This is a genomic window from Bradyrhizobium sp. 141 (assembly GCF_023074055.1).
Classification (GTDB): Bacteria; Pseudomonadota; Alphaproteobacteria; order Rhizobiales; family Xanthobacteraceae; genus Bradyrhizobium.
Genome location: NZ_JADPKR010000082.1, coordinates 255,564 through 282,033 on the forward strand (window position 1 = coordinate 255,564; position 26,470 = coordinate 282,033).

Sequence of the window (26,470 nt, forward strand, 5' to 3'; positions counted from 1 at the left end):
AGCCGGCAGATGGATTACGCGGCTGCGCTGGTGATCCAATCGCGATCGGCAGAAGGACGACGCCGCGCAGGTGCTTCGACCGCGAGCCGTTCACCCCTGCTGGCGAGGCGCCAGCGTGCCGGAGACTCGCCGCTGATGCGCTTGAAGACGGTCGAAAAATGCGCCTGCGTGCTGAAGCCCACGGCCAGCGCGATCTCCGCCAATGGACGCTCGGTGGTTGCGAGCAGCGTCTTCGCATGCTCGGTCCGGTGATGGAGCAGATATTCGCGGGGGCGGTAGCCGGTCGCGGCGCGGAATTGTGCGGCAAAGTGCATTCGGGACAGGCCGGCGACATTGGCGAGCTCGGACAGGCTGATGCAACGGTCGAAATGATCGGCGACATATTGCTCGACGCGCCGCAGCCGCCATTTCGGCAAGGCATTGACCCTGACGCGCGGCAACTCCATCCCCGTGCATTGGCTCTCCCGGGCGATGACCGGTGTACGGCGAAGAATCTCGTGATCCCGCGCGCCGACCGGACCATCGGCATGCGCCGCCTGCAAATTGTTCAACATCGCTCGTCCTTTCCTGGCTTTGCCGCCGCTTGCACGCTCGGCAAACGCGCAAACCAATGCTTTCCATGCTCGGAGGATAGGCGTCGGAAGGCCAGGACGCCCGTTAGGGGTGATGAGGATCTGTTAGATTTTGTGCGTCTGCGTCGGGTGCGACAGCCCGCCGCAGAACGCGTCGTTCGAGGGTTGCAAATCCGATCTGACTTCGAAGCCATCGGCGTTACTCCAAGACGGCGTCGAAAATCTCGACGTCCATAAGTACGGGCCTGGGGATCACGGTTCCGTCCGGCTGCGTGGCCTGAATGCGTCGAAGCGTCGGCACCACGATGCCGCCGAAATTGTCATGCGCCCAAGAGGTGTGTGCGACCTTCATCCCGAACAGCTCGTGATCCGCGCGCCGCTGCAGGGCGCTCTGGTCGAAATAGAGGATCTGCTCCGACGCGAGCGTCATCAGCGCTGGCGGAAATTGCACGCGCAGCCGGCGCCAGGTTTCGGTGCTCTGCTGCCAAGGCGACAGCTCTTCGATCACGACATCGGGGTGAGCAAGCAGGAATGGAATCGTCAGATAGCTCCAGATCGCGACGCCGCAGAAGAAGACGAGGTGCAGCTCGTCCGCAAGTGCGGGCGAGCCGGCCTCGGCAAACGCAGGGACGGGGTTGCTCCAGGTCTGCAGGACCTCACCATCCAACTTCTCGATGGTGATCGCGTCGGGCTGAAAGGAGCCGGAGCGCTCGCCTCCGGTGATGCCGGTGAAGCGGAGCGATTGTGTCCGGGTCGAGCCCTCCGCGGTCACGTCCTTGAATTCCCGGGCATGTCCGGCGTCGGCGAATAGCGTTCCGCCAATGGAAAGGTGGAGCGTGAAACGGCTCAAGCTGTTCCAGCGGGTCATTCCCCCGCTGGCATCGATCACATCGTCTAGAAGCGCCATGTCCCGCCATGTCCACCGTGCAGTGTCTCCACCATGGCGGCGCCGATGCGGCTTGGCATGTTAGAATTTGTTAGGACTTGCGAGCGGGCGGAGGGCGGTATCCTGTTGAAGATGCTCTCAATTCAGGCCGCTCAGCAGATTTGATGCGGGCGATCGGACCGCGGGTCTGCAGGCTTTCCTGGGACCGTGCGACGGGCGGGGTGAGCAGGGCGCGCGCGTCGGCGCCAATCATAACAGAATCTTGCAACGTCTAACGAGCCAGATGCGCCCGATGCATCCACTATGGCCTTCGAGTTGGATCCACCTTCCAGCAGGAGGCTATGATGTCCGGCATCGGCGCTCGGCCGAACGACAATGTCGTTCAATCTCAATTGATTGGCAGTTTCGACGAGCAGTGTCGCGATTTGGAGCTCGTGGGAGTACGTAGCATCCACGCGCGGTTGCTCAGCGAGGCGGGGCAGGACGGCACACGGGTGACCATCATGATGCCCGCCGCCGCATAGCGGCCGTCCCATTCGCAATCGCGTTTCACATCAGGGAGCTGGACATGACCACTATCCAAACCGATCCCGAACTCTCGACATCGCTCAGCACCGATTGGAAGCTCGAAGTCGTCGTGATCCCCGTGTCCAATGTCGACCGCGCCAAGGCGTTCTACGCGCGCCTTGGTTGGCGGCTGGACGCCGACTTCACCTCGGGAGATGACTGGCGTGCAATCCAGTTCACCCCGCCTGGCTCGGCCTGCTCGGTGATCTTCGGAAACAATGTGACTGCCGCCGCACCCGGCTCGGTGCGAGGGCTGTACGTGATTGTCTCCGATCTGGAGGCGGCACGACGGGATCTGCTCGACCGCGGCGTCGAAGTCAGCATGCCATTCCACGGTGCCGGCGACGTTCACGCCGGGCCGGACGAGCCGTACCTGTTCGGCAGTACTCGGATCAGTGGCGCCGACCCCAACCGCGGCAGCTACAGCTCGTTCGCATCGTTCAGCGATCCCGATGGCAACGGCTGGCTGTTCCAGGAGGTGACAACGCGGCTGCCGGGGCGCATCGCGGGCGGCGGCACGACGTTCGCTTCGCAGGCGGAGTTGGCGGCCGCACTCCACCGGGCGGCGGCAGCGCATGGCGAACATGAGCGGCGGACCGGTGCACATGATGAGAATTGGGCGGAATGGTACGCCGACCACATTGTGCGCGAGCAGGCCGGCCAACCTCTGCCGAGCTGAACCCGCAACGTTGCTCGCCCGCCACGCCAATGTCGCCTTGCTCCGGTATGGAGCCCGGTACTGAACGACAGGGAGGACTGACATGATCCGCAAAGCAACGGCCGTCTGGAAAGGCACCGGTCGCGACGGAACTGGCCATCTGACCAGCGAATCCGGCATACTCGCGCAGACGCCCTATTCGTTCAAGACGCGTTTCGAGAATGAGAAGGGGACCAATCCCGAGGAGTTGATCGCAGCGGCCCATGCAGGTTGCTTTACGATGGCGCTGGCCTTCGGCCTTCAGATGGCGGGATTCACGCCCGACGAGCTCTCGACCGAAGCCGCCGTGACCCTCGAGCCCGAAGGCAAAGGCTTCAAGATCAGCAAATCCGCGCTGACCTTGCGCGCCAAGGTGCCGAACCTCGACGATGCGGGTTTTGCCAAGATCGCCGGCGAGGCCGAGAAAAACTGCCCGGTGTCGAAGGTGCTCAACGCAGCGATCACCCTCGACGCCAAGTTGGCTTAAGGCGAGCATCCCGGGTCCACCGGGCCCTAGGGGCACAGGTGGATACGCGTCAATAGCACGGCTTTCGGCCGGGTGGCCGAGAGCCTATGTTAGGGACACAGAACGGACCGAGCAATCAATCGGGAGCGGAGATATGACGACAGAGCGCGCAGTTTTGGCCGGAGGCTGCTTCTGGGGCATGCAGGATCTGATCCGCAAGCAGCCGGGCGTGATCTCCACCCGTGTCGGCTACACCGGCGGGCACGTGAAGAACGCCACCTACCGCAATCACGAAGGCCACGCCGAAGCGATCGAAATCATGTTCGACCCAGCGAAGACCAGCTTCCGGACCATGCTGGAATTCTTCTTCCAGATCCACGATCCCACCACGCTCAATCGCCAGGGTAACGATCTGGGCACGAGCTACCGCTCGGCGATCTTCACGACGAGCGAGGAGCAGAAGATGATCGCCGAAGACACCATCGCCGACGTCGAGGCGTCGGGCCTTTGGCCGGGCAAGGTGGTGACCGAGGTCGCGCCCGCAGCCGAGTTCTGGGAAGCCGAGCCCGAGCATCAGGATTATCTCGAACGTTACCCGGACGGCTACACCTGCCACTTCATCCGGCCCGGCTGGAAGCTGCCGCGCCGCGCGGCTGCCGTCGGAGGCTAGGCGGCGTCGAGTCTTCGTTGAAGATCGACGAGAGCCCAGGGCCCACCTCTCCCGTACCAAGGCAACCGCGTATGAGGTTGGGCTTGGGGGTACCGACATTACCCAGAGCGTCATGGCCGGGCTTGTCCCGGCCATGCACGCCTTTCCACGCAGCACAAAGAACGTGGATGCCCGGGACGAGCCCGGGCATGACGACCTCTGCTGAACATTCAAATGCGATTGCCCTGTCTCCCGTTGGGGAGAGGTGAACCAGGGCGACAGCCCCTAACATGACCACGCCATAGAGCGCAGCGTTGTGCCTGTCAGCCGCCCGCTTGCCTCATCAACTCGCGGGCCGTGCGCATGTCGGCGATCTCGGAGCCTTCGACAAACGCCCCGCAGACATTGTCGAGAATCGTCTTAGCGTCCGCGCTCCGGCCTGCGGCCATCATGAGTCGCGCCAGGCTGGTTACACAACGCAGCTCCCAGAAGCGCGCGCCCTGTTCGACGGCAATGTCGATCGCCTCGCGAAAGCGCGCCTCGGCGTGCTCGGAATGCCGCGGGCTCTTGAGCATCAATTCTCCCTTGATGCGGATCAGCTCCGGCAGATACCAGCGCTCCTGCCGGTCGTTGCAACGGGCGAGGACGTCCTCGATCATTTCGAGGCCACCGTCGATTTGGCCGGTCTCCAGGAAGCATGCGGCGAGCTCGCCGAGCAACGGGAGAAAGCGCGGCAGGAAGCGCGCATCGCCGGCACGATTGAGCTCTTCGCGCAGCAGCGGCAGGCCCGTCGCGACGTCGCCGCGCCTGGCAACGACCGCGGCGTTGAAGGCCCGTACCCACAGCCCCCACGGCCGGATTGCGTGGCGCTCGGTGTGTTCCAGCAGCTCGGCGCCGTGGCGCTCGGCGGCGTCGAAATCGCCGGACCAGAACGCAATCGGGCAGGCGGCCTGCCCCAGTACGCTGCAGAAGGTCAGGGCGTGGCCGTTGGCGCGGCCCTCTTCGATATTCTTGGCGGCGAGCGCCCGGGCCTGATCGGCGAGGCCCTGAAGCCAGAGGATGCGGGCCCGGAAATATTGCGTCGATATCCTGAGATCGAGCGGGAAGATTTTCGGCCTCGTTACCAGCGCATGCAGCGAGGCGTTCACCCGATCGATACGCTGCCGCGCATCGTTCTGGTCTCCCAGATAATGCAGCGCGACCGCCATCAGGCGGTCGCCCAGCATGAGATCGGTATTATCTGATGAATTCGCCGCGACGCTCGCAAAGCGGTCGGCGAGTGCACGGGCCTTGCCGAACTGCCCGTTGTTGAACTGGTCGATGCACAGGCCCCAGAGCGCGCGCAGACGGAAATCCTTGTTGTCGAGCCTCTCGGCCAGCTCGAGCGTCGTCTCGAGGATCGGGCGCGCCTCGCGCGCGCGGCCCTCGCCATACATCAGCGACCAGCCAAGTGCCGACAGCAGCTGCATGCGGATGCCGTCGTGGTCGCGGTCGTCTCCGAGCGCTACCAGTGCCGTTCTGCAGCGCTCGCGGCATTCGGCGAACAGCGAAAGACGCACCCACAGGGCGACCGCGGTCCCTGTCAGCGCGATGCCGAGCCTCGCATCGCCGTCGGGCGCGAAGGCCCAGTCCAGCGCTGCGCGCACATTGTCCAGCTCGCCGCCATAGGTGTTCAGCCATTCCGGAAGCGGCGTCGAGGTGTCGGCCCCCGCACGTTCGAAGAAGTCGCGAAAATGCTCCGCATGGCGCCGCGCGAACGGCCCGTTTTCGCCGAGCTCGCTCAGCTTGCCGAGCGCGTAGGTGCGCGTGGTGTCGAGCAGGCGATAGCGTAGCGCCCGCGAACCGGATGGCGAGATCAGCGATTTGGCGACCAGGCTGTCGATCGCCTCCAGCGTTTCCGAGACGCTGAGGCCGTCGCCGGACGCGACCGCGGCGGCCGCCTCCGGCGCGAACGGCCCGGCGAACACCGATAATCTTCGCAACGTGGCGCTCTCCGCCGGAGGCAGCAAGTCGTAGCTCCAGTCGAGGGCGGCGGCGAGCGTCTGGTGCCGCGGGACGGCTGTGCGTCGTCCCCGCCATTGCAGCGAAAAGCGGCTGTCGAGCAGCGAGGCCGTGCCGGCGATGCCGTACGCGTCGACGCGGCCCGCCGCGAGTTCGATCGCCAGCGCAATGCCGTCGAGCCGCCGGCAGATGCTTGCGACGAGCGGCGCCTCTTCGGCGCTGAGCTGGAACGGTCCGGAGCTCTGCGCGATGCGCTCGACGAAGAGCTGGGCGGCTGGGTAGGCGAGAACCTCGGCGGCATCGAGACCCTCGCGCTCGGGCGGACAATCCAGCGGAAACAGCCGGAAAATCCGTTCGCCTTCGCTTCGGAACGATTCGCGGCTGGTTGCGAGAACGCGAAGCTGCGGCGCTTCGTCAACGATGCGCTCCACGAGCGGCGCCAGCATGTCCAGCACATGCTCGCAACTGTCGAAGATCAGCAGGGCAGGTCCGGTCTTCAGAAATGTCAGGATCGCCGGCGTCGAATCCTCCGAGTTGACGGTCAGTCCGAGCACGGAGGCGATGGTGGTCGTGACATGGCTGGCGTCGCGCAGTGGACCGAAATCGACGAAGAAGACGCGGCCGCCGAAATCCGCCGAGCGGCGATGCCCGACAGTGACGGCGACGGCGGTCTTGCCGATGCCGCCCGGGCCGACCACGGTCATGAAGGGATGGAGGGCAAGGCCGCTCGAGATCTTCTCGATGATCTCCTCGCGTCCGACCATCTTCGCAAGCGGAGCGGGCAGGGAGCGGGGAGGGCTGATGTCGGCTGAGGCTTGGGCGACCTGCGGGGCAGCTTGAGCGAACGGGGCGACAAAGCAATAGCCACGGCCCGGCACATTGAGGACATAACGGGCCGACTTGCCAGTATCGCCGAGCACCTTGCGCAACGCTGCGACATGGAAGCGCAGGCTGCCCTCGTCGACATTCACGTCGGCCCAGATGCGTTTGACCAGCTCTCTCTTGTCGACGACTTCCCCCGGGCGCGCGGCAAGCAAGATGAGAATATCGAGCGCGCGGCCACCGACATGAAGCGGCTCCCCGTCCTTCTCCAGAAGCCGGGACTTTGGAAACAGCCGGAATGGCCCGAATGAAACGACCGAGTCTTGGTTCTGAGCTGGCACGTGCCATTGCCCCCGCGACGGGAGTCAAAAGGTATTTTATTGTGGTCTAGCAGAACGAGACGTCCAGTAAACTGGCCGAAAGCCGCATGGCTGACAGACCCGCGCAGATGGCTTGGGTCGGCTTCGGCTCGCCAAGATAATGCTTGAGGCGGAAGGGGTTAGGTCGGCATGGTCCGACCCGCGTCCTTTGTGACGATGCGCGCCGACAGTGTGACGAGACCCATCAGTGCGGCCAGCAACCAGAACGCCATCGGCAATCCGCCAAGACGTGCGACGAAGCCGACGCCGGCAGGGCCGATCAGGATCCCGGCATAGCCCGCGGTCGTGATCGCCGCGACCGCAAGCCCCGTCGGCATGACGGTTTGCCGCGCCGCCCGTCGAAACAGCACCGGCACGAGGTTCGACGCGCCGAGCCCGATCAGCAGGAATCCGGCGATGGCGACCGCCGCAACGGGCGCCGTGAGCAGGACCACGAAACCGACGATCGCGATGAGGCTGCCCCAGAGCAATGTCGCGCGGTCCCCGATGCGCGCAACGACGGCGTCGCCGCCGAGACGGCCCGCGGTCATTGCGATCGAGAACACGATGTAGCCGGCTCCGCCTTGCGCCTCGGTGACGAGACCTGCGCCGATGACGAGCAGTGCGCCCCAATCGAGCATCGCGCCCTCGACCAGGAAAGTGATGGCGCCGAGCAGCGCGAGCAGCAGCACCGATCCGTGCGGCAGCACGAACAGCGGGCCCTCCTGCACCTGCACGGAGCGGAGCAGGCGCGGCCAGGTCACGACCATCGCGATCAGCATCAGGACGGAGCAGATCAGCGTGCAGGCCAGCGTGCCGAATTGCAGCGAGAGCAGCGCCGTCATCAGCGCGGATCCGGCGAAGCCCCCGATGCTGAACAGCGCGTGGAATCCGGACATCAGCGGGCGTCCCGCGGCGCGCTCCACCTCGACGGCGTGGATGTTCATGGCGACGTCGATCGAGCCGAGCGCCGCGCCAAATGCGAAAAGTACCAGCGCCAGCGTTGCGGGCGAGCTTGCGACGGCGAGCAGGGGCAGGACCAGCGCCAGACCGAAGCCGCCCGCAATGATGATCGGCCTGCTGCCGTGGCGCGCGCTGATGATTCCGGTCAGCAGCATCGCTATGACCGAGCCGATGCCGAGGCTGAGCAGGAGCAGTCCGAGGACGCCGTCGTCGACGCCGAGCCGTGTCTTTGCGAACGGCACCAGCGGTGCCCAGCACGCGATGCCGAAGCCCGCGACGAGGAAGGCAAGCCGGGTCGCAAGGCGTGTCGCCGGCCGGTCGGCAGAAGACATGGGAACTCCGGGGGAAGCAGGCAGGACGGCCGACAAGCCCGAGAAATGCCGCAGCTTTATGTCCGAGGCATTCCCGAATTGTCGCAGCCGACCTCGGCAAGCCGCAGGCGGACGGAATGTCGGCGCAGACAAGTGAGTGAGGCTCTCTGTTGTAGCCCGGATGGAGCGCAGCGCAATCCGGGGCCGCTCGCCCGGTATCTCGCACTGTCCCGGATTGCGCTTTCGCTCCATCCGGGCTACGGCACCTCGCTGTGTCGCTCGGCTGTCAATCCATTCACGCAAAAATATTCCACTTTACCGAATTTCGGTTTTGGCGTATGTGTTGCCCATCCCGGCTCATCCAAGAGGGGCGATCTTGTGGTCGTCACGTTCGCGAGCTGGGCTTGCGGTGGACGCGGCAGCGTCGGCACGAGATGGGGCGGGCAGGGCGGGTAGTCCCTGTGAGCCTGAATCCCGCGTGCGGACGAGCGGCGCTGCTAGGTTCGTCTCGCCTGTAAGTTTCGTAGCTCCGTCGACAGGGCTGGAAAAACTGCGGCGAAATGGCGGGCCGTGCGTACGGCAAAACCGTGTGGTCCTGGCCGTCGTTGCTACGGTCAAGTCTTGCGAAGATGCGAGCGAGCCCAACCGGGCAGACTGCATCATCCAATTCGCGGGGCGAGGGAGGCCAGAAGGAAAGTTCGGCTCCCGGGAGAGCACGGCATAAGCCGTCCGACCATCGCGCAGGGAAGGCCGAGTGTTCGGCACCACCTGTATGCTGCTGTGCGGTTCTTTCTGCGTGTGCATTTCGCGCAGCGGACCGCGGGTGCGAGCTGGCACCCGGCCTTCCCTGCGCCCTCTTGGCTTTGAGGGACGCGAGACGAAGCAAAGCTCGGGCGAATTAAGTCGCGAGGCTGCGAAGGCGTGTCTGCGATTCGATCTGCCTGCCACAAACCCGATCTCGTAGGGTGGGCAAAGCGCAGCGTGCCCACGCGTCTATCGCCGCATCTGAAAGGTCGTGGGCACGGCGCTATGCGCCTTTGCCCACCCTACGGCATCGCAGCCGGGATGTGGACTGGAGTATCGCGATCCTGCCCCTTGCTCCGTCATTGCGAGGAGCGAAGCAATCCAGACTACCTCCGGGGAAAGACTCAGGATTGCTTCCGCCTTCGCCGAGGCTTCGGCGGACAAGTCGCTTCGCTCGCGCGTTGCAGCTTGTCCGGGACGCGAGAGGACCGCGTGCGATATTTACAGACAGGCGCGACTGCGAAGCTATGCGCAGACTCCGCCCGGGAATTCCGCGCGTCAGCCCTGGCTCGCTATCCGCGCGCGGTCGAGATGCTCTTCGATCTTCGGGCGATCGCGGGTGCGCTCGAAACTGGTGCACAGAAGTTCCGTCTCATCGAGCGAGACAGGAGCGCGATACAACCGGCACATGAACTCGGCGCTTGCGCGTCCCTTGCCAGTGCCTGGACCGCGCTCGGCGAGAAACATGCAGTCCCGGCAGACGCTGGCATCAAGCCGCTGATGAGCTGCGTCGAGGTGATTGAGGACCTCGCGGAGCGAGTCGCGCAGCCTGACGCATTCGTCGCTCCCAAGCGCCGTGACCGCATTCACCACGTGATTGATCGGGTCGTGCTGGCTCAAGCATTTCTCGCCCTGGGCGGTGACGTGCAGGACGACGGAACGCTTGTCCTCATGCGACGGCTTCCGCACCAGGAACGACCTGCTCTCCAGCGTCTTCACGATCTGCGATGCAGTCGCTCTGGTCGCGCCGATGAAGCCCGCGAGCGCGGACGGCGTGCGCGAAAACCTGTTCGCGCGGCCGAGAAAACGCAGCGCCATCCATTCGCGATCGCGCAGTCCATGCTGATTGCCCTCGAAATACCAAGCCCTCGCCGCCTGAACCAGCAGCTCGACGGCTTCTCGCGCCAATGGCATGAATCTACCTCGTCCCCGGAACTTGGTCTGCGGCGCCCTGAAGCCGCTGTCCGCCCTGGCCCGGGAATCCATCGAAAGACATCGAACGGTTGCAGCTGTCCGGCGAGCATGTCGTGTCGAGCTCTCGCTCGAAGGAACGAATTGCAGCACGCCCGATCTGGACCGATTGGCGTCGCGTGCTCCGGAGTGAGAAACTGCGTCGTTGGCATACCAACAGCGTCGTCGCGCGGGTGCCCGAGTTGCCGTCGCCAGCAGACGATGGACGGGAATAGTTCAACCGAAGCCCCTGAGTTCAAGTCACACGCAGACGTTTCTTATCTTCCGCCGAAACGATGAATGAGCTTCTCAACAAAATCAAGTACAGACCCGCGCGAGCCCCAGATGTCGTCGCAAGCGAATGTAACGTTCAAGACAATCTTGCTCTTCAGGACACATGATAGTGAACGCAATACGTTGTCGGGCGAACAACATGCACTCAACTCTGCGACGCTTTGATTGCAAGTCATCTTGCTGTCTGTGTTCGACGCAAATTGATCGAAGCTTGTGCATCACGACGATGAGTATCGACACGTCATCCACAACTTGTGCGTGGTATCGAGAATCCATAAGGGAACTCACAGGAATTGCACGCGCCGGTTGTTGACATCGCGCTCGCAGAATCGCCCATTCGGTCGCTTTCCGGCGCGGCAGCCCGTTCCTCTCACCCGAATGGTGGAGGCGCGCACGACGAAAAGCCGGCGAGGAACGGGAAGGCGCGCGCATGTCATGCGCGGTCGCGGCCCCTTGCTAGTCGCCCCTGAGCATGTCCCGGAGCTCGCGGAACGGATCGGCGCTCGGGGGAGCCGAAGTATCTTGCCGCATCGCGCCGTAGATTCTCGGAACCATGTCGACCGCCTGGTCGAGGCCCGAATCACGCCCGGACTGATACCCGCCCATCAGGCGAAGGTCGCGCGTGTCCTCGTATTTGGCGATCATGGCGCGCAGCTTGCTCACCAATTCGCGCTCCTCGGGGTCCCAGACGTTGTGGGCGAGGCGGGAGACCGAGGCCAGAACGTCGACGGCCGGATAGCGCGCCTGGTCGGCGATGTGCCTGGAGAGCACGATGTGTCCGTCGAGCGTGCTGCGGATGGTGTCGGCGATCGGCTCGTTGTGATCGTCGCCGTCGACCAGCACGGAGAAGATCCCGGTGATCGTGCCGGTGCCTTCCTCGCCGGGGCCCGCGCGTTCCAACAGGCGCGGCAGGTCGGTGAAGACCGTCGGCGCGTAGCCGCGCGCCACCGCCGGCTCGCCGGCGGCGAGCGCGACCTCGCGGGCGGCGTGGGCGAAACGGGTGATCGAATCGACCATCAGCAGGACCGATTCGCCCCGGTCGCGGAAATATTCGGCGACCGCCATGGCCGTCTTCGGCGCCAGGCGCCGCATCATCGGGCTTTCGTCTCCCGTCGACACGATGGTGACGGCACGCTGACGATCGTTGCCCAGCACGTCCTCGATGAACTCGCGCACCTCACGGCCGCGCTCGCCGACCAGGGCCAGCACGACGGTGTCGAAGCCCTGGCTGCGCGCGAGCATCGCAAGCAGCGTCGATTTGCCGACGCCGGAGCCGGCAAAGATGCCGACGCGCTGGCCGGCGCAGATCGGCGCGAACAAATCGATGACGCGCACGCCGGTGCGCAGCGGCTTGTGCACGCGTGCGCGCTTCATGGCCGACGGCGCCTCGGCCTCAGCCGAGACCGCCTTGGGGCCCGGGGTGAGCGGGCCGAGTCCATCCAGCGGCGCGCCGAGGGCGTTGATGACGCGGCCCTTCCAGCTCGGATCGGGGGCAAAGGACAAGGGCGGCATCCGGTAGGCGACCGAGCCGAGGCCGCCGGCAAATTGCCGGTCGAACGGCTTGGCAACGATGCCCTCGCTGTCGATCCGCACCACCTCGCCGATCTGGGGCTTGCCTGCCGAATTGACGCCGATGAGCTCGCCGAGCCTGACGAAGCGGGACAGGCCGGAGACACGGAAATGCGTCGGCGCGATCTCGGAGATCGCGCCGCTGACGCTTGCCAGGGGAGTGCTCTGCTGAAGCTCCAGCAGCGCCCACTCGAGTTGCCGAAGAGCGTTCAAGGTATCAGTCCAACCTCAATTTCAATGCGCGCGAGGCGCGGTCTACTTGCCGGGCTCGCCCAGCGTGCGGATTGCATTCTGCAGCAAGCTCTCGGTGCCCTCGATCATCGAATTGGTGCCGTCGAAGGCGCGCGAGGCCGCGATCAGCTTGGTCAATTCCATCATCGGGTTGGCGCCGGAGCCTTCGACATAGCCTTGCTTGAAGCCGTCACGGGAGAAATCGGCGATGGCGGTCGCAGGCCGGTCCGGCGTCACGCCGGAATTGCCGTAGCGCTCGAGATTGGCATCAGTGGGGATGTTAAACAGGCCGATGGTGCCGATCTCGTTGTTGTCCTGGGTGATCGCGCCGCTGCGCGAAACCGAGATCGGTCCGCCGTTCGGGTCCAGCGTGATCTGCGCGCCGCCGGAATCGACGACGGGGAAGCCGCTCACGGTCTGAAGATCGCCGTTGGGGGCGATCTGGAGCCGGCCGTCACGGGTATAGACCGTGCCGTTCGGGCCGGCGAAAGCGATCCAGCCCTGGCCGACCACGGCGACGTCGAGCGGGTTGCCGCTCTCGGTGATGTTGCCGACCTCGCGCGAGATGATGTTGTCGCCGGGCGAGGAGAAGGCGACCGGGTTCGCTCCAGCCTTGGACAGCACGGTTTCGAACTTCACCACGTCGGTGCGGAACGCCGCGGTGTTGACGTTGGCGACGTTGTTGGCGATCGTCTGGAGTCGCTTTTCGAGGGCGACCTGAGCCGACAATCCCACATAGAGGGCCGATTGCATGAGCTACTTTCCGAGCCGGAGGGACTGAAGTTTCGAGAGCATGTCGATATCCAAGCTGGCCGAGGATGCGCCCCCGATCAGGACGAGCGCGGGATTGGTCGAGCTGTCGCTCTGGGCCTGGGTCGCATCCCACATCGCCGCAAAGCGCTGCACGAATTTGGTGACCTTGGCCGGGTCCTGGAAATCGGTGAGCTTGACCCTGTTCGTGATCATCTTGGCCTGGGCGTCGATGTCGGCCGCGCTGATCGTCGAGGGCAGGCCGAGCGCGGTCTGAACCACCTGCGTCAGCGCCTTGTCCGCGAGGACCTGGTAGGCGGTCGTGATCGTGGACGCCTTGCGGGTGAAATAGAGCGCCAGCCGCAGGCCCTCGTTCTGGTCGCCGGCCTTTTGCTCCATCGTCTGCGTGACATAGTGGGTCGCCGTCCCGGTCGTGGCCTGGGTGGTCTTCGTCGCATTGCTGCCGAGGGCGGCGAAATTGAAAGCGGTGGCGAATTCCCGGTAGCGGGTGTCGGTCAGCTTGTTGGCGAAGGTGTGCTTGTTCGCGACACCCTCGGTCAGCACCTTGCGCATGAACGCCTTGGCATAGGTCATGTCGCTGAGGCCAAAGGCCTTCATCGCGTAGGAGTAGAGGCGATAGTCCTTCAGGAAGTCGTCGATCGTCTTCACGTTGCCGATATGGCTCAGGAAGTAATCGGTCTCGCGGCTGACATCCGGCTGTGTCGCGACCTGGGTCAGCGACTTGCCCATGTCCTTGGTCAGTCTGGTGTAGTCCGCGATGGTGGATAGCATGACACGCGCCCCTCTGGCCGCTGTTGCGACGCTGTCCCAAGCTGCCGCCAATTGCTTGCGCGAGGCTGGCGATGCGGGAAGCCAGCTTCGCGCAAGGCTCGCCGACTAGATATTCCCGATGGGATCGGCGATGGAGCGGCGCGTTGGGCAGTTTCGTGGGGATTTTCATCACGGTGGCGGCGCTGCTCGGCGGATTTGCCGCCATGGGCGGGCATCTGGCCGTGCTCATGCAGCCCTGGGAGTTCGTGATCATCATGGGGACCGCGGTCGGCACCTTCCTCGTGGCCAATCCGTGGAAGACGGTCGTGGACACCGGGGTGGCCTGCATGCAAGCCATCACCGGCGCGGTGCCGAGTGAGCGCTACTATCTCGACCTGCTCGGGGCGCTCCATGCCCTGATGCGCGAGCTCAGGGGCAAGGGCCGCAACGAGGTGGAAGCGCATATCGACGATCCCTCGTCCTCCGAGATCTTCAAGGCGTTTCCGAGCGTGCTCGGCGATCCCTCGCTGCTCCAGTTCATCTGCGACTATGTGCGCCTCATCATCATGGGCAATGCGCGCACGCACGAGATCGAGGCCTTGATGGACGAGGAGATCCACACCATCGTGAAGAGCAAGCTGTCGCCCTATCATGCGCTGGTGACGGTGTCCGAGGCGCTGCCGGCGCTCGGCATCGTCGCCGCCGTGCTCGGCGTCATCAAGGCGATGGGCGCGCTCGACCAGTCGCCGAAGCTGCTGGGCGGCTTCATCGGTGCGGCCCTGGTCGGCACCTTCGCCGGCATCTTCCTGTCCTATGGCGTCCTTTCGCCCTTCGCGATCAAGATCAAGATGACGCGCGAGAAGAAGTGCCGGCCCTACATCATCGTCAAGCAGACGCTGCTGGCATTCATGAATGGCGCCATGCCGCAGATCGCCGTCGAGCACGGCCGCAAGATGATCGCGAGCAGCGAGCGGCCGTCGATCGACGTCGTCGAGAACGAGACGATCGCAGGTCCCAAGGCCGTCGTCACCGAGCCCGAACCCAAGGCTGCCCGCGCATGATGATGGAAGACGTCGAAGTCGATCAGCGCAAGCAGCTACCGAACTATTTGCTGGACGCCGCCGGCATATCGATCGAACGCATGCCGATGCTCAATGTGATCTTCGATCGCATGGCGGCATCATGTACCGACAGCCTGCAGCCGATGGCGGGAACGCCCTGCTATTTCTCGGTCAATGGCATCACCAACGATCCTCTCGGCGACATTATCAAGGACTACGAGGGCAACGCGGTGGCTGCGGTGCTCTATGCCGAGCAGTGGGATTCGCGCGTCATCATCGTGCTGGACCGCGACTTCGTGTTTACGATGGTCGAGGCAATGTTCGGATCCGACGGCGCGGAACCGCCGCTCGATGTCGAACGCACTTTCTCGAACATCGAGATCCGGCTGGTCCAGGCGCTGTTCGAGCGGTTCGCCAAGGCGCTGCAGGGCGCCTTCGCCGGCACGTCCAACGTCACCTTCCGCGTGGAGCGGGTCGAGACGGCGATGGCGTCGCTGGCGATCGGGCGCGCCAGCAACATGTCGATCTGCGCGAACATGATGGTGCAGGCGCTCTACCGCGGCGGCCAGATGTTCCTCATCATTCCGCACTCCGCGCTCAATCCGCTCCGGCAGAAGCTCGCTCATGTCGTCGTCAGCGACGGTCGCGCTTCCGATCCGCGCTGGCGCGAGCAGATGGAGAGCGAGGTTCACCGCACCGAAGTGACGCTGAGCGCGGTGCTCGACGAGAAGATGATTTCGCTCGAGGACGTCGTGAAATTCAAGGTGGGGCAGGTGCTGGAGCTGGAGGCCACGCCGCGCACGCTGGCACGCCTCGAGAGCAACAATCAGGTGCTGTTCTGGTGTCAGATCGGCCAGCTTGATGGCTATTACGCCATGCAGGTGGCCGATCCCGTCGATCAGAAACGGGAGTTCGTCGATGATATCCTATCTCGTTGATGCCGTGTTGCTGATTGCATTGGCCTTCACCAGCATGCGGGTGACCCGGATGCACCGCGAGCTGGCGCGGCTGCGCAGCTACCAGGGCGAATTCTCGACCGTCGTCCACGAGACGGCGGGCGCCTTCGACACGGTCATCACCGCGGCTCATGATTCCACCGCCAATCTCGGACGGCTCGCCAACGTGCTGAGCACCAAGATCGATCAGGCCCACGAGGCGATCGCGGCGCTCGATGCCCGCAGTGGGCTCGGACCGGCCGCGACGGCAGGCGGCACTGAGGTCAACAAGCACTGAAGCCGAAACTGGCGAAACCAATACGATCGGAACGTCACGACGCTCCGGGAGCGGAAATACCAAGAGGCGATACCAGATGGCGCAATCCTTCGACTATGAATCTGCGGCGCGAGCCCCGGCCTCCGACGAGGGCCATACCGAGACCTCTCCGCTGGAGCGGCTGGCAGAGATTGCAGCACGCACGGCGGAGGAGAGCGGCAAGTTCGCCAATGTCGATGCCATCCTGCGCATTCCCGTCACCATGCAGGTGGTGCTGGGGTCGGCGACCATTCCGGTGGCGAACCTGATGAAGCTCGGCCGCGGCGCCGTGGTTCCGCTCGATCACCGGGTCGGCGAGCCCGTCGACGTCGTTGTCAACGGCCGCATCGTCGCCCGCGGTGAGGTGGTCGTCGTCGAAGAGGACAATTCCCGCTTCGGCGTCTCGCTCACGGAGATCGTCGGACCGTTGGGGCAGGGTGATAGCTGACCATGGCGGCACAGGTCGGCATCGCCCCCATCAAGCAGCGAGGCGTTGCCACGTTGGGCGGAACGGAGAAGGTCGCGGCACTTCTGCTGGCCATGGGCCGGCAGGCGGCCGCGAGCGTGCTCGCGCAATTCGAGCCGCAGGACATTCGCATCGTCACCAAGGCCGCGGCCGAGCTGCGGCCGATCACGGCGCAGGAGCTCGAAGCCATCGTCGAGGAGTTCGCCCAGCAATTCTCGATGGGCGCGAACATTCTGGGGACTCTCGGTGGCCTCGAAGCCGTGCTTGGCGATGTGCTTCCCGCCGACCAGGTGACGGCGATCATGTCGGACCTGCTCGGCAATTCGAGCAGGTCGGTGTGGGATCGCGTCTCGTCGGTGTCGGAAAATTCGCTGGCGACCTACCTCTCCAAGGAGCATCCACAGACCGCGGCGCTGATTCTGTCCAAGGTCAAGCCGTCTTGCGCCGCCAAGGTGATGAGTCAGCTACCCTCGAGCCTGCGTAATGAATTGATGCGGCGCGTGCTGAGCCTCAAGCCGATCGTCGACGACGCGATGAAGGTTCTCGAGAAGACGCTGCACGAGGACCTGACGCTCAATTTCGCCCGCAATCTCGGTGCCGACACCTACGCCCGCGTCGCGGATATCATCAACAAGATGGAGCGCGGCCACATCGAGGACATGCTGAAGAGCCTGTCGGAGAAGCGGCCGAAGTCGGCCGAAGTGCTGAAGGAGCTGCTGTTCACCTTCGACGACGTGACCAACCTGACGCCGAAGGCGCGCACCATGATCTTCGACCAGGTGCCGACCGATCGCATCGTCATCGCGCTGAAGGGGACCGACAAGCATTTCCGCGAGCTGATCCTGTCCTCGGTCGCCTCACGCGTCCGCCGCGTCGTCGAGCACGAGCTCGCGATCGGCGAGCCTTCGAACCAGCGCGACGTGCTGGAGGCGCGACGCGTTATCACCGATCTCGCGCTCGAGCTCGCGGAGAAGGGCGAAATCGAACTCAACCCCGAGCAGGAGGATGAGCTGGTCTTCCGCTGACCGCTGAACGGGCATGGCAGAATCATCCGATCAGGACAGCAAGACAGAAGAGCCGACCGAGAAGAAAGTCCGTGATGCGCTCGAACAGGGCAAGATCCCGGTCTCTCGGGAGGCCTCTATTTTCGCCTCGATGGCCGCGCTGCTGGTCATTCAGGCGTTCCTGATCGGTCAGGGCGTGCAGCAATTGACGCCGACGTTGACGAGCCTGCTGGACGATCCCGGAGGCTTCCCGCTCTCGACCGGCGCAGACGCGCAGAACCTGCTCACCGTGGTCGGCCTCCAGGCGCTGCGTTTCCTGGTGCCGCTGGTCGTCATCCTCTCGGTATTCGGGCTCGCCGCCTCGCTGCTGCAAAATGCGCCGCGCCTGGTGCTTCAGCGGATCACGCCGGACCTGTCGCGAATCTCTCCGATCGGCGGCTGGAGCCGGCTCTTCGGAACGCAAGGGCTGGTCGAGTTCGCCAAGTCGCTGTTCAAGCTCGCCGCAGTGACCTCCGTGGTCGTCTTCGTGCTGCGCACATCGGAGGCGAAGGCGTTCGAGGCGATGTACACCGATCCGGTTGCGCTGCCGGAGATGATTCTCAACATTGCGATGCGAATCGTCTCCGCGATCTGCATCGCGACCATCGTCCTGGTGGCGATCGATCTCGCCTGGGCACGCTTCCACTGGCGGCGCGAGCTGCGCATGACCAAGCAGGAGATCAAGGACGAGCACAAGCAGGCCGAGGGCGATCCGCTGATCAAGGCGCGCCTGCGCTCGCTGGCGCGCGACCGCTCGCGGCAGCGGATGATCGCGTCCGCATCGCGCGCGACGCTGGTGATCGCGAACCCGACGCATTTCGCGATCGCGCTGCGTTACAATCGCGAGGAAAACCCCGCGCCGCTCGTGGTGGCCAAAGGCATGGACGTGATCGCGCTGAAGATCCGCGAGGTCGCCGAGCAGAACCGGATCCCCGTCATCGAGAACAAGGCGTTGGCGCGCGCACTCTACGAGGCGGTCCAGGTCGATCAGGTGATTCCGGCGGAGTTCTTCCGCCCCGTCGCCGAGATCATCTACTTCCTCCAGTCGAAACAGGCGCCGCGCACCGAGAAGGTCCAGTAGAATTCCGAGCACGACGTCCGGCCCAACAGCTTGACGAAAGCTTAACGCCCTAGGCTTCTCCCGAATGGACCAGAACGGGGCTGTCGTGGGACCGCTTTATCTCTTCGAACTCGCATCGTCGCAGGCGCGCTATCTCGAGCTCCGCCAGTCGACCATCGCCACCAACGTCGCCAACGCCAACACGCCCGGCTTCAGGGCGCGCGACGTCGAGCCCTTCAACAAGGTGCTCGACGGCATGCCGGTGAGGCTTGCCACGACATCGCCCTCGCACCTGCAGTTGGCCGCGACCGAGACCGACACGCGCGCGACCGCGAAGAAGGACAGCTGGGAAGTGGTTCACTCCGGCAACTCCGTCAGCCTCGAGCAGGAAATGATCAAGGGTAGCGACGTCAGTCGCGACTATTCGATGAACTCGGCGATCGTGCGGTCGTTCCACCGCATGGTCCTGGCCGGTGCCAAGGCCTGAGGTGAACTGACATGCTGGACTCACTAAGCGCCTCTCTGACGGTTGCGAGCTCCGGGCTCGAAGCGCAATCGACGCGCATGCGCATCGTCTCGGAGAATCTCGCGAACGCGACCTCGACGGGGCGCACCGCCGGCGCCGATCCCTATCAGCGCAAGACGATCACCTTCGATGCCGCGATGGACCGCGCCTCGGGTTCGCAGCTCGCGAAGGTCAAGGAGATCGGAGTCGATACCACGCCGTACCGCGTCGAGTACGATCCCGGACATCCCGCCGCCGACAAGGCCGGCTACGTCAAGCTGCCGAACGTCAACATGATGATCGAGATGGCCGACATGCGCGAAGTCAACCGGTCCTATGAAGCCAATCTCCAGGTCGTGAAACAGGTCAGGTCGATGCTCGGCATGACCATCGACCTCTTAAGGAGCTGACAATGCTTGAGGCGATTTCATCCACGGCGATCTCCGCAGGACAGGCGGCGAGCCGCGCGACCGAGACGCAGGCCATCGCGCCCGCGGCGCCGACCGCGATCCAGCCGTCCGACGATGTCGGCTTTGAATCGGTGATGAAGCAGGTGACGACCGACGCGATCGGGACGCTGAAGGCGGGCGAAGCGGCGTCGATCTCGGCGATGCAGGGCAAGGAATCGACGCGGCGCGTCGTGGAGGCGCTGATGTCGGCCGAGCAGGCTCTGCAGACGGCGGTCGCGGTCCGCGACAAGGTCGTGCAGGCCTACCAGGAAGTCGTTCGGATGTCGATTTGATCTGAAGGAGTAACGCAAGTGAAATCGCTCGCCATTGCGGCCACGGGCATGAACGCCCAGCAGACCAACATCGAAGTCATCGCGAACAACATCGCCAACATCAACTCGACGTCGTACAAGAGGGCGCGTGCGGAGTTCACCGATCTGTTCTACCAGATGGACCGCATGCAGGGCGTGGCGAATGTCAACGGGTCCTCGCCGGTGCCGGAAGGCGCCAATCTCGGTCTCGGCGTCAAGTCTGCGGCGATCCGCAAGCTGCACATCCAGGGCGCGCTGACGCAAACCGGCAATCCCTACGACATGGCGATCAACGGCCGGGGCTGGTTTCAGGTGCTCGGCCCGAACAACGAGGTGCAATACACCCGCGCCGGTTCGTTCAACACCAATGCCAACGGCCAGCTCGTCACGATCGACGGCTATCTGCTGGATCCGGCGATCACGGTGCCGCAGGGAACCGTCGAGGTCACGGTCAACCAGACCGGCCAGGTGTTCGCCAAGCTCGACACGGAAGTGAACCCACGGCAGATCGGCCAGCTCAACCTCGCCAATTTCGCCAACGAAGCGGGCCTCGAGCCGCTCGGCAGCAATCTCTACAAGGAGACCACGGCGTCCGGCACGCCGGTCGTCGGCCTGCCGGGCGACGCCGGCTACGGCAAGATCAACCAGAAATATCTCGAAGCCTCGAACGTCGACCCGGTGAAGGAAATCACCGAGTTGATCTCGGCGCAGCGTGCCTACGAAATGAATGCCAAGGTCATCCAGGCCTCGGACGAAATGGCCCAGACGGTCTCGAAGGGCATGCGCTAGTTCCGGTGTCTCGATGTTGAACAGGGTGATCATGCGCGGGTTGGCCGCCGTGCTGCTGATTCTGGCTTCGGCGCGCCTTGCCGCGGCCGAGGAGAAGCGGCTTCCCGTGCCGGCGGTTTCGATCCGCGCCGGCGAGCTGATCCGGGACGACATGATCACCGAGCGCGCCTTTGCGCCGAGCCTGCTCGGCGTTGCCATGTTCATCGAAGGACGCCAGGTCCTGGTCGGCCGCATGGCGCGGCGCGCGCTGTTGCCGGGCCAGCCCATTCCAACCAACTCGGTGGAAGACCCCTGGACCGTCGCCCGCGGCGCCCAGGTCAAGGTCGTGGTGGAAGACAGCGGCCTGTCGATCGTCACTTACGGCGCGGCGATGCAGTCGGGTGCAGCCGGCGCGCTCATCCCGGTGCGCAATACCGATACCGGGGTGATCATCAGGGGCATCGTCCAGCCGGACGGCACCGTCAAGGTCGTGGACGGGTCATGACCAGAGTCCTGCTTGCGCTCGTCCTGCTGCTTTCGGCCGCCAGCGCCCATGCCGCTGTCCGCATCAAGGACATTGCGGACATCAAGGGCCTCCGCGAAAACCAGATCGTCGGTTACGGCCTCGTCATCGGCCTGAACGGCACCGGTGACACGCTTCGCAACGCTCCGTTCACGGAGCAGTCCCTGCAATCGATGCTCGAGAACATGGGCATCAATGTCAGGAACGAGACCACGAGCACCAACAATCCCACGCGTCCGACGACGCTGCGCACGCGCAACGTCGCGGCCGTGATGGTGACGGCGGACCTTGCGCCCTCGATCGGGCCCGGCGAGCGCATGGACGTCACCGTGTCGTCCCTGGGCGATGCGACCTCGCTACTCGGCGGCACGCTTGTCATGACGTCGCTGCGCGCGGCGGACGGCGCGGTCTATGCAGTGGCACAGGGCGCGGTAACGGTCGCCGGTTTCAGCGTCGGAGGCCAGGCGCAGAACGTCAGCCAGGGTACGCCGACGGCGGGGCGCATCCCGAACGGCGCGCTGGTCGAGCGCGAGGTGCAGGGAAGTCTCCATGAGATGGAGTTCCTGGTGTTGGAGCTGAAAAACCCCGATTTCGTCACGGCAACGCGCATCCTCGACGCCATCAACCGCTACGCCGGCGGACGCTACCGCGCGCAGATCGCCTTCGAGCGGGACTTCCGCACCATCGTGCTGTCGAAGCCGCGCCACATCGGCCCGGTCCGATTCCTTGCCGAGATCGGCGAGCTGACGGTCGAGCCGGACACGCCGGCACGGGTGGTGATCAACGAGCGCACCGGCACGGTGGTGATCGGGCGCGACGTGCGGATATCGACCGTTGCGGTGACGCACGGCAATCTGACGGTCCGTGTCACGGAGATGCCCGTGGTGTCGCAGCCGGCGCCGTTCTCGCGGGGGGGCCAAACGGTGGTCGTCCCGCAGACCGTGGTCGAGGCCAACGAGGCCGGAGCGCAGGTGGCGATCCTCAGCGGGGTCGATCTCCAGCGCCTGGTGCGCGGGCTGAACCAGATCGGCCTGAAACCGTCGGGCATCATCGCGATCCTTCAGGCGATCAAGACGGCTGGCGCGCTCCAGGCCGATGTCATCGTGCAATGATGCATAAGCGTCGTGCAAGCTTGGTCGCTCAATGCTCAGGTCTCGACCGAGAATCGCACGCGGCCCGATGCTGAAGCTGGATCACAAAGCCAAATTCCTCCTGCTGGTCGCGGCATCAGTGCTCGCGAGCGCCTCGCCCGTGCTGGCGCTGGACGAAGCCAAGTCGTCGAAGCCGCTCAACCTGCTCTCCTTCGCGCGCGCCCGCGCATCCGGACCGCAGAAGCCGCAGCCGGTCACGGCGATACCAGGCGACAATGCATCGATCCGGGCGACGGCGTGGGTCGCCGAAGATTCGGGACCCGCGATCACCGGCGCGGTGCCCGCTTCCGAGACGCCTGCGCCAGCGGCTGCGCCCGCACCAGCACCGGTACGTCCGGCCAAGCCCGGCAGCGTCACGGTGCCGCCGAAGCCTGCGCCGCCGCAGGCCGCGGCGACCGCCGATAACGAAGTCGCCCTGTTCTGCAGCAACGTTGCCGATCCCGCCGTCGATGCGAGGCTGGCCTGGCAGCTCAAGGAGCTGGAAAAGGCCGAGAGCCTGCTCCGCGAGCGGATCGCGGAGGTCGAGGCCAAGCGCGCCGAATATGAAAGGTGGATGGCGCTGCGCGACGACTTCCTGAAGAAGGCCGAAGCGAGCGTTGTCGAGATCTATTCGCGCATGAAGCCCGACGCTGCGGCGACCCAGATTGCCGGCATGGCCGACGAGACCGCCGCCGCCGTGCTCGCCAAGCTCAGCCCGAGGAGCTCAAGCGCAATCTTCAACGAGATGGATACGGCCCGCGCGGCTCACCTCGCCGACCTCTTGGGCGGAATGCGCCGCGTGGATGACGGAAAGACCAAATAGATGAAGAAGCCGATCCTCATCCTCCCGCTGGCCTCCGTGCTTCTGGCCGGTTGCTTCCATGATCCGGCCGAAGTCCTGACCGGCCCGCAAATGTCGCCGGTCGGTAGCGGCTTGCGGACCCAGGCCGATCCGATCCCGGTGACGCCGCGCATGCGCACGCCGGTCAGCTATCGCTCGACCTGGGACGACGGCACCGATCTCTACCGCGATCCTCGCGCCCGGCGCACCGGCGACGTCGTGACGGTGATCATCTCGATGCAGGACAAGGCCAAGCTCGACAACAAGACCGGCCGCTCGCGCGATTCACAGGTCAAGTTCGGGCTGGACTGGCTGATGGACGTTGCAGGGTGGAAAGACACGGGCTCGGCCAACGCCAATCTCAGCACCAACACCCAGATCAAGGGCAACGGCCAGATCGACCGCACCGAAGATATCAAGCTCTCGATCGCCGCCATCGTCACCGACGTGTTGCCGAACGGCAATATGATGATCAGCGGCTCGCAGGAATTTCGCGTCAACACCGAGATGCGCGTGCTCAACGTCGGCGGCATCGTGCGCCCGCGCGACATCTCGCGCACCAACACGATTTCCTACGAGAAGATCGCCGAGGCGCGCGTGTCCTATGGCGGTCGCGGGAATCTGTCCGACGTGCAGCAGCCTGGATGGGGACATCGGATCTATGATGCCGTGGCACCATTCTGAGATCTGCGCCGGCGAGGCCGCGCGAGGGCAGGGGACGTCATGCGCCTGATTGCGGCCATCGTGGTGCTGACCCTTGTCGCGATCGGCGCGGGCGCGCTGGCCGGCCTGCATCTGTTTGCGGCCGCCGAGCGCGCCGCCGACGCGAAGAAGAGCGCGACCCCGCCGCCGCTTGCGTCGAGCTACGCCGGCAGCGCGCGGCTCAGGAAATTGTCCCCGATTGTGACCAATCTCGCCGCGCCGGCCAACAACTGGGCCCGCATCGAGGCTTCCATGGTGACCGAGAGCATGAACGACGAGGAGGCCGGCATCCTGGCCGCGCACATCAGCGAGGACATCGTCACCTACTTGCGCCGCCTCGGTCGCGCAGTTCGAGGGATCGCGCGGGCTCCAGCATCTGCGCGACGACCTGACCGAGCGCGCCAACATCCGCTCGTCCGGCAAGGTTCGCGAATTGATCATTGAGACGTTGGTGATCCAGTGAGAGTGAAAGTCCTGCTGCTCGCGTTGATCCTGGTGGTGCTGCCCGAGGTGGCGCTCGCCCAGATTCCGGACCTCAACTCGCTGCTGCCGCCCGGAAACGGCTCGACCAGCGGCCGGATCATCCAGCTGATGGCCCTGATCACGGTGCTGTCGGTGGCGCCGGGACTGCTCATCATGGTGACGAGCTTCACGCGATTTGCGGTGGCGCTGTCGTTCCTCCGCGCCGGTCTCGGCCTGCAGACCACGCCGGCCAATCTGGTGCTGATCAGCCTCGCGCTGTTCATGACCTTCTACGTGATGGCGCCGACCTTCGACCGCGCCTGGGAGACCGGCGTCCAGCCGCTGATGAAGAACGAGATCTCGGAAGAGCAAGCCTATCTGAAGATCACGGATCCGTTCCGCGAGTTCATGCTGGCCCATGTCCGCGACAAGGATCTGCAGACCTTCGAGGCACTCGCCGCGGAGAGCTTTCGCAAGAAGTTCGACGACAAGCGCGTCGATTTGCGCGTCATCATCCCGGCCTTCATGATCTCCGAGCTGAGGCGTTCGTTCGAGATCGGATTCCTCATCATCCTGCCGTTCCTGGTGATCGACATGATCGTGGCGACGCTGACCATGTCGATGGGCATGATGATGATGCCGCCGACGATCCTCGCGCTGCCGTTCAAGATGCTGTTCTTCGTGCTGATCGACGGCTGGAATCTGCTCGCCTCCGGACTGGTGCGCTCGTTCTCGTAACGGCGGCGATCGTCGACCGGCCGGTTATGGTTAGCGGAAAGTAATATTAACCATATGATATTGCTGCGGAATTCAAGCCGATCTTAATCCAGCGGCAAGATTCGGCGTGCTAGCACTGCGTCACGGCGGGTTGGACCCCACACAGATCAGTCCAAAGGCATGATGCCGCCCCTCCGTACCGGTGCAAGCCCGGTATGTCCCCTGATGAAAATGTAACGCGTACATAAAGGGACATTCGCAATGTCAAGCCTGCTCACGAACTCGTCCGCCATGACCGCGCTCCAGACCCTGCGGTCTGTCAGCTCGCAACTCTCCACCACGCAGAGCCGGATCTCCACCGGCCAGCGCGTGGCCACGGCCGCGGACAACGCCGCCTACTGGTCGATCGCGACCTCGATGCGCGCCGACAATGCCGCGCTCTCCGCCGTCTCCGACTCGCTCGGTCTGTCGGCCGCGACCGTCGACACCGAGTACACCGCTCTGAACAAGGTGCTCGGCGACAGCAACTCCGGTCTGACCAAGCTCCAGTCGCTGCTGGTCGAAGCCAAGACCGCCGGTATCGATCGCAGCAAGATCCAGTCGGAAATCACGCAAATCCAGCAGGACATGAAGAACGTCGCCAGCGCGGCGACCTTCAACGGCGTCAATTGGCTGAGCACCAACGCCTCCACGCCGACGACCGTCAATCTGGTGTCGTCGTTCTCGCGCGTCGGCTCCACGCCGACCACCAGCTCGATCACCGTGACCGTCGCCAACTACTCGCTCTACACCTCGACCACGACCGGCATCCTCGACACGGTGAGCGGCAGCGCGTCGGTCGACAGCCTCAACATCGGTGCGTTGACCGACTCCGCCGCTGACCAGACCATTCTCGATGGTTACATCGCGAAGGTCACCGCAGCGATCGGCACGGTGTCTTCGGGCGCCGCCAATCTCGGCGCCATCAAGAACCGTATCTCGAACAACTCGGAGTTCGTGAAGTCGCTGATGGACTCGGTGGATCGCGGTATCGGCCAGCTGGTCGACGCCGACATGAACCAGGAGTCCACCCGCCTGGCGGCTCTCCAGGTCCAGCAGCAGCTCGGCGTTCAGGCGCTCTCGATCGCCAACAACAACAGCCAGAGCATCCTGTCGCTGTTCCGCTAAGTCTGAGACAATCTCGGGAGGGCCGCGCTTCTCGCGAAGCGCGGCCCTTTCGTTTGGCGCGATGCCGCCGGCATGATTCCGGTTGCCCTGTTGCAGAGGGATTACTGCGCCACAAGCCTCGCACAAGCTTCG

Annotated in this window: 27 protein-coding genes and 2 pseudogenes; 21 read left to right on the forward strand and 8 right to left on the reverse strand. The window is 64.5% G+C overall.

Annotation, left to right across the window (positions count from 1 at the left end; translation table 11 throughout):
• Positions 1-14 precede the first annotated feature (14 nt).
• Positions 15-446, reverse strand: a pseudogene (locus tag IVA81_RS24550) (AraC family transcriptional regulator); the annotation flags it as partial.
• Positions 447-771: 325 nt separating this feature from the next.
• Complete coding sequence (locus tag IVA81_RS24555) at positions 772-1,479, reverse strand: hypothetical protein (protein WP_249812821.1); 708 nt, start codon at positions 1,477-1,479, stop codon at positions 772-774.
• Positions 1,480-1,802: 323 nt separating this feature from the next.
• Between IVA81_RS24555 and IVA81_RS24560 the strand changes: the two genes are divergently transcribed.
• The 4 genes from IVA81_RS24560 (at position 1,803) to msrA (ending at position 3,858) form a co-directional block, all read left to right on the forward strand.
• Positions 1,803-1,982 (forward strand): hypothetical protein, encoded by a 180-nt coding sequence (locus tag IVA81_RS24560; RefSeq protein WP_247322740.1) that lies wholly within the window; start codon positions 1,803-1,805, stop codon positions 1,980-1,982.
• Between the two features lie 44 nt (positions 1,983-2,026).
• Positions 2,027-2,704, forward strand: coding sequence for a VOC family protein (locus IVA81_RS24565; RefSeq protein WP_247322742.1), 678 nt, complete (start codon positions 2,027-2,029; stop codon positions 2,702-2,704).
• 82 nt (positions 2,705-2,786) lie between these two features.
• Positions 2,787-3,209: an OsmC family protein gene (locus tag IVA81_RS24570; protein WP_247322744.1), complete on the forward strand. Its 423-nt coding sequence runs from the start codon at positions 2,787-2,789 to the stop codon at positions 3,207-3,209.
• Between the two features lie 133 nt (positions 3,210-3,342).
• The gene (msrA, locus tag IVA81_RS24575) at positions 3,343-3,858 is read left to right on the forward strand and encodes a peptide-methionine (S)-S-oxide reductase MsrA (protein WP_247322746.1); all 516 of its coding nucleotides are present in this window, start codon (positions 3,343-3,345) and stop codon (positions 3,856-3,858) included.
• Positions 3,859-4,160: 302 nt separating this feature from the next.
• Here the strand turns inward: msrA and IVA81_RS24580 are convergent, their stop codons facing one another.
• From IVA81_RS24580 to IVA81_RS24605, 6 genes are all read right to left on the reverse strand, one after another.
• Complete coding sequence (locus IVA81_RS24580; protein WP_247322748.1) at positions 4,161-7,001, reverse strand: winged helix-turn-helix domain-containing protein; 2,841 nt, start codon at positions 6,999-7,001, stop codon at positions 4,161-4,163.
• Positions 7,002-7,159: 158 nt separating this feature from the next.
• Entirely contained in the window at positions 7,160-8,314 is a 1,155-nt protein-coding gene (locus IVA81_RS24585; protein ID WP_247322751.1) for an MFS transporter, read from the reverse strand.
• 1,281 nt (positions 8,315-9,595) lie between these two features.
• A complete protein-coding gene (locus tag IVA81_RS24590; protein ID WP_247322752.1) occupies positions 9,596-10,231 on the reverse strand; it encodes a MarR family transcriptional regulator in 636 nt (211 codons plus the stop codon).
• A gap of 786 nt (positions 10,232-11,017) precedes the next feature.
• The gene (gene fliI, locus IVA81_RS24595) at positions 11,018-12,343 is read right to left on the reverse strand and encodes a flagellar protein export ATPase FliI (RefSeq protein WP_247322754.1); all 1,326 of its coding nucleotides are present in this window, start codon (positions 12,341-12,343) and stop codon (positions 11,018-11,020) included.
• 42 nt (positions 12,344-12,385) lie between these two features.
• On the reverse strand, positions 12,386-13,114 hold the full coding sequence (gene flgF / locus IVA81_RS24600; protein ID WP_247322756.1) for a flagellar basal-body rod protein FlgF: 729 nt from the start codon (positions 13,112-13,114) through the stop codon (positions 12,386-12,388).
• Positions 13,115-13,117: 3 nt separating this feature from the next.
• On the reverse strand, positions 13,118-13,903 hold the full coding sequence (locus tag IVA81_RS24605) for a DUF1217 domain-containing protein (RefSeq protein ID WP_247322758.1): 786 nt from the start codon (positions 13,901-13,903) through the stop codon (positions 13,118-13,120).
• Between the two features lie 143 nt (positions 13,904-14,046).
• Between IVA81_RS24605 and motA the strand changes: the two genes are divergently transcribed.
• The 17 genes and pseudogenes from motA to IVA81_RS24690 all read left to right on the forward strand — a co-directional run bounded on the left by motA (position 14,047) and on the right by IVA81_RS24690 (position 26,338).
• Positions 14,047-14,943, forward strand: a complete 897-nt coding sequence (gene motA, locus IVA81_RS24610) for a flagellar motor stator protein MotA (protein WP_247322759.1) — start codon at positions 14,047-14,049, stop codon at positions 14,941-14,943.
• Positions 14,940-15,881 (forward strand): FliM/FliN family flagellar motor switch protein, encoded by a 942-nt coding sequence (locus IVA81_RS24615; protein WP_247322761.1) that lies wholly within the window; start codon positions 14,940-14,942, stop codon positions 15,879-15,881. The genes motA and IVA81_RS24615 overlap by 4 nt, the downstream gene beginning before the upstream one ends.
• A complete protein-coding gene (locus tag IVA81_RS24620; protein ID WP_247322763.1) occupies positions 15,862-16,176 on the forward strand; it encodes a hypothetical protein in 315 nt (104 codons plus the stop codon). Before IVA81_RS24615 ends, IVA81_RS24620 begins: the two co-directional genes overlap by 20 nt.
• 76 nt (positions 16,177-16,252) lie before the next feature.
• A complete protein-coding gene (gene fliN, locus IVA81_RS24625; protein ID WP_247322765.1) occupies positions 16,253-16,642 on the forward strand; it encodes a flagellar motor switch protein FliN in 390 nt (129 codons plus the stop codon).
• A gap of 2 nt (positions 16,643-16,644) precedes the next feature.
• The gene (locus tag IVA81_RS24630; protein ID WP_247322767.1) at positions 16,645-17,685 is read left to right on the forward strand and encodes a flagellar motor switch protein FliG; all 1,041 of its coding nucleotides are present in this window, start codon (positions 16,645-16,647) and stop codon (positions 17,683-17,685) included.
• Positions 17,686-17,698: 13 nt separating this feature from the next.
• The gene (gene flhB, locus IVA81_RS24635; RefSeq protein ID WP_247322768.1) at positions 17,699-18,784 is read left to right on the forward strand and encodes a flagellar biosynthesis protein FlhB; all 1,086 of its coding nucleotides are present in this window, start codon (positions 17,699-17,701) and stop codon (positions 18,782-18,784) included.
• A 64-nt stretch (positions 18,785-18,848) separates the two neighbouring features.
• Positions 18,849-19,250 carry a flagellar basal body rod protein FlgB gene (gene flgB, locus IVA81_RS24640; protein ID WP_247322770.1) on the forward strand — a complete coding sequence of 134 codons (402 nt, stop codon included), beginning with the start codon at positions 18,849-18,851 and terminating at the stop codon, positions 19,248-19,250.
• A gap of 11 nt (positions 19,251-19,261) precedes the next feature.
• Entirely contained in the window at positions 19,262-19,678 is a 417-nt protein-coding gene (gene flgC / locus IVA81_RS24645) for a flagellar basal body rod protein FlgC (protein WP_100174722.1), read from the forward strand.
• A 2-nt stretch (positions 19,679-19,680) separates the two neighbouring features.
• Positions 19,681-20,010: a flagellar hook-basal body complex protein FliE gene (locus tag IVA81_RS24650; protein WP_247322772.1), complete on the forward strand. Its 330-nt coding sequence runs from the start codon at positions 19,681-19,683 to the stop codon at positions 20,008-20,010.
• 18 nt (positions 20,011-20,028) lie between these two features.
• Positions 20,029-20,817 carry a flagellar basal-body rod protein FlgG gene (gene flgG / locus IVA81_RS24655; RefSeq protein ID WP_247322774.1) on the forward strand — a complete coding sequence of 263 codons (789 nt, stop codon included), beginning with the start codon at positions 20,029-20,031 and terminating at the stop codon, positions 20,815-20,817.
• Between the two features lie 13 nt (positions 20,818-20,830).
• A complete protein-coding gene (gene flgA / locus IVA81_RS24660) occupies positions 20,831-21,301 on the forward strand; it encodes a flagellar basal body P-ring formation chaperone FlgA (protein WP_247322775.1) in 471 nt (156 codons plus the stop codon).
• On the forward strand, positions 21,298-22,431 hold the full coding sequence (gene flgI / locus IVA81_RS24665) for a flagellar basal body P-ring protein FlgI (RefSeq protein ID WP_247322777.1): 1,134 nt from the start codon (positions 21,298-21,300) through the stop codon (positions 22,429-22,431). The genes flgA and flgI overlap by 4 nt, the downstream gene beginning before the upstream one ends.
• Positions 22,432-22,498: 67 nt before the next feature.
• Positions 22,499-23,272, forward strand: a complete 774-nt coding sequence (locus IVA81_RS24670; RefSeq protein ID WP_247322778.1) for a MotE family protein — start codon at positions 22,499-22,501, stop codon at positions 23,270-23,272.
• Positions 23,273-23,974, forward strand: a complete 702-nt coding sequence (gene flgH / locus IVA81_RS24675; RefSeq protein ID WP_247322779.1) for a flagellar basal body L-ring protein FlgH — start codon at positions 23,273-23,275, stop codon at positions 23,972-23,974.
• 39 nt (positions 23,975-24,013) lie between these two features.
• Positions 24,014-24,455, forward strand: a pseudogene (locus tag IVA81_RS24680) (flagellar basal body-associated FliL family protein).
• Complete coding sequence (fliP, locus tag IVA81_RS24685) at positions 24,452-25,192, forward strand: flagellar type III secretion system pore protein FliP (protein WP_247322781.1); 741 nt, start codon at positions 24,452-24,454, stop codon at positions 25,190-25,192. The pseudogene IVA81_RS24680 and the gene fliP overlap by 4 nt, the downstream one beginning before the upstream one ends.
• Before the next feature lie 240 nt (positions 25,193-25,432).
• Complete coding sequence (locus tag IVA81_RS24690; RefSeq protein WP_246928807.1) at positions 25,433-26,338, forward strand: flagellin; 906 nt, start codon at positions 25,433-25,435, stop codon at positions 26,336-26,338.
• The last annotated feature ends 132 nt before the right edge of the window (positions 26,339-26,470 follow it).

Bases quoted from the DNA above. Each gene is read 5' to 3' on its own strand.
- IVA81_RS24555 (WP_249812821.1), bottom strand. From the start codon at position 1,479: ATGGCGCTTCTAGACGATGTGATCGATGCCAGCGGGGGAATGACCCGC.
- IVA81_RS24560 (WP_247322740.1), top strand. From the start codon at position 1,803: ATGTCCGGCATCGGCGCTCGGCCGAACGACAATGTCGTTCAATCTCAA.
- IVA81_RS24565 (WP_247322742.1), top strand. From the start codon at position 2,027: ATGACCACTATCCAAACCGATCCCGAACTCTCGACATCGCTCAGCACC.
- IVA81_RS24570 (WP_247322744.1), top strand. From the start codon at position 2,787: ATGATCCGCAAAGCAACGGCCGTCTGGAAAGGCACCGGTCGCGACGGA.
- msrA (WP_247322746.1), top strand. From the start codon at position 3,343: ATGACGACAGAGCGCGCAGTTTTGGCCGGAGGCTGCTTCTGGGGCATG.
- IVA81_RS24585 (WP_247322751.1), bottom strand. From the start codon at position 8,314: ATGTCTTCTGCCGACCGGCCGGCGACACGCCTTGCGACCCGGCTTGCC.
- IVA81_RS24590 (WP_247322752.1), bottom strand. From the start codon at position 10,231: ATGCCATTGGCGCGAGAAGCCGTCGAGCTGCTGGTTCAGGCGGCGAGG.
- flgF (WP_247322756.1), bottom strand. From the start codon at position 13,114: ATGCAATCGGCCCTCTATGTGGGATTGTCGGCTCAGGTCGCCCTCGAA.
- IVA81_RS24605 (WP_247322758.1), bottom strand. From the start codon at position 13,903: ATGCTATCCACCATCGCGGACTACACCAGACTGACCAAGGACATGGGC.
- IVA81_RS24615 (WP_247322761.1), top strand. From the start codon at position 14,940: ATGATGATGGAAGACGTCGAAGTCGATCAGCGCAAGCAGCTACCGAAC.
- IVA81_RS24620 (WP_247322763.1), top strand. From the start codon at position 15,862: ATGATATCCTATCTCGTTGATGCCGTGTTGCTGATTGCATTGGCCTTC.
- fliN (WP_247322765.1), top strand. From the start codon at position 16,253: ATGGCGCAATCCTTCGACTATGAATCTGCGGCGCGAGCCCCGGCCTCC.
- IVA81_RS24630 (WP_247322767.1), top strand. From the start codon at position 16,645: ATGGCGGCACAGGTCGGCATCGCCCCCATCAAGCAGCGAGGCGTTGCC.
- flhB (WP_247322768.1), top strand. From the start codon at position 17,699: ATGGCAGAATCATCCGATCAGGACAGCAAGACAGAAGAGCCGACCGAG.
- flgB (WP_247322770.1), top strand. From the start codon at position 18,849: ATGGACCAGAACGGGGCTGTCGTGGGACCGCTTTATCTCTTCGAACTC.
- flgC (WP_100174722.1), top strand. From the start codon at position 19,262: ATGCTGGACTCACTAAGCGCCTCTCTGACGGTTGCGAGCTCCGGGCTC.
- IVA81_RS24650 (WP_247322772.1), top strand. From the start codon at position 19,681: ATGCTTGAGGCGATTTCATCCACGGCGATCTCCGCAGGACAGGCGGCG.
- flgA (WP_247322775.1), top strand. From the start codon at position 20,831: ATGTTGAACAGGGTGATCATGCGCGGGTTGGCCGCCGTGCTGCTGATT.
- flgI (WP_247322777.1), top strand. From the start codon at position 21,298: ATGACCAGAGTCCTGCTTGCGCTCGTCCTGCTGCTTTCGGCCGCCAGC.
- IVA81_RS24670 (WP_247322778.1), top strand. From the start codon at position 22,499: ATGCTGAAGCTGGATCACAAAGCCAAATTCCTCCTGCTGGTCGCGGCA.
- flgH (WP_247322779.1), top strand. From the start codon at position 23,273: ATGAAGAAGCCGATCCTCATCCTCCCGCTGGCCTCCGTGCTTCTGGCC.
- IVA81_RS24690 (WP_246928807.1), top strand. From the start codon at position 25,433: ATGTCAAGCCTGCTCACGAACTCGTCCGCCATGACCGCGCTCCAGACC.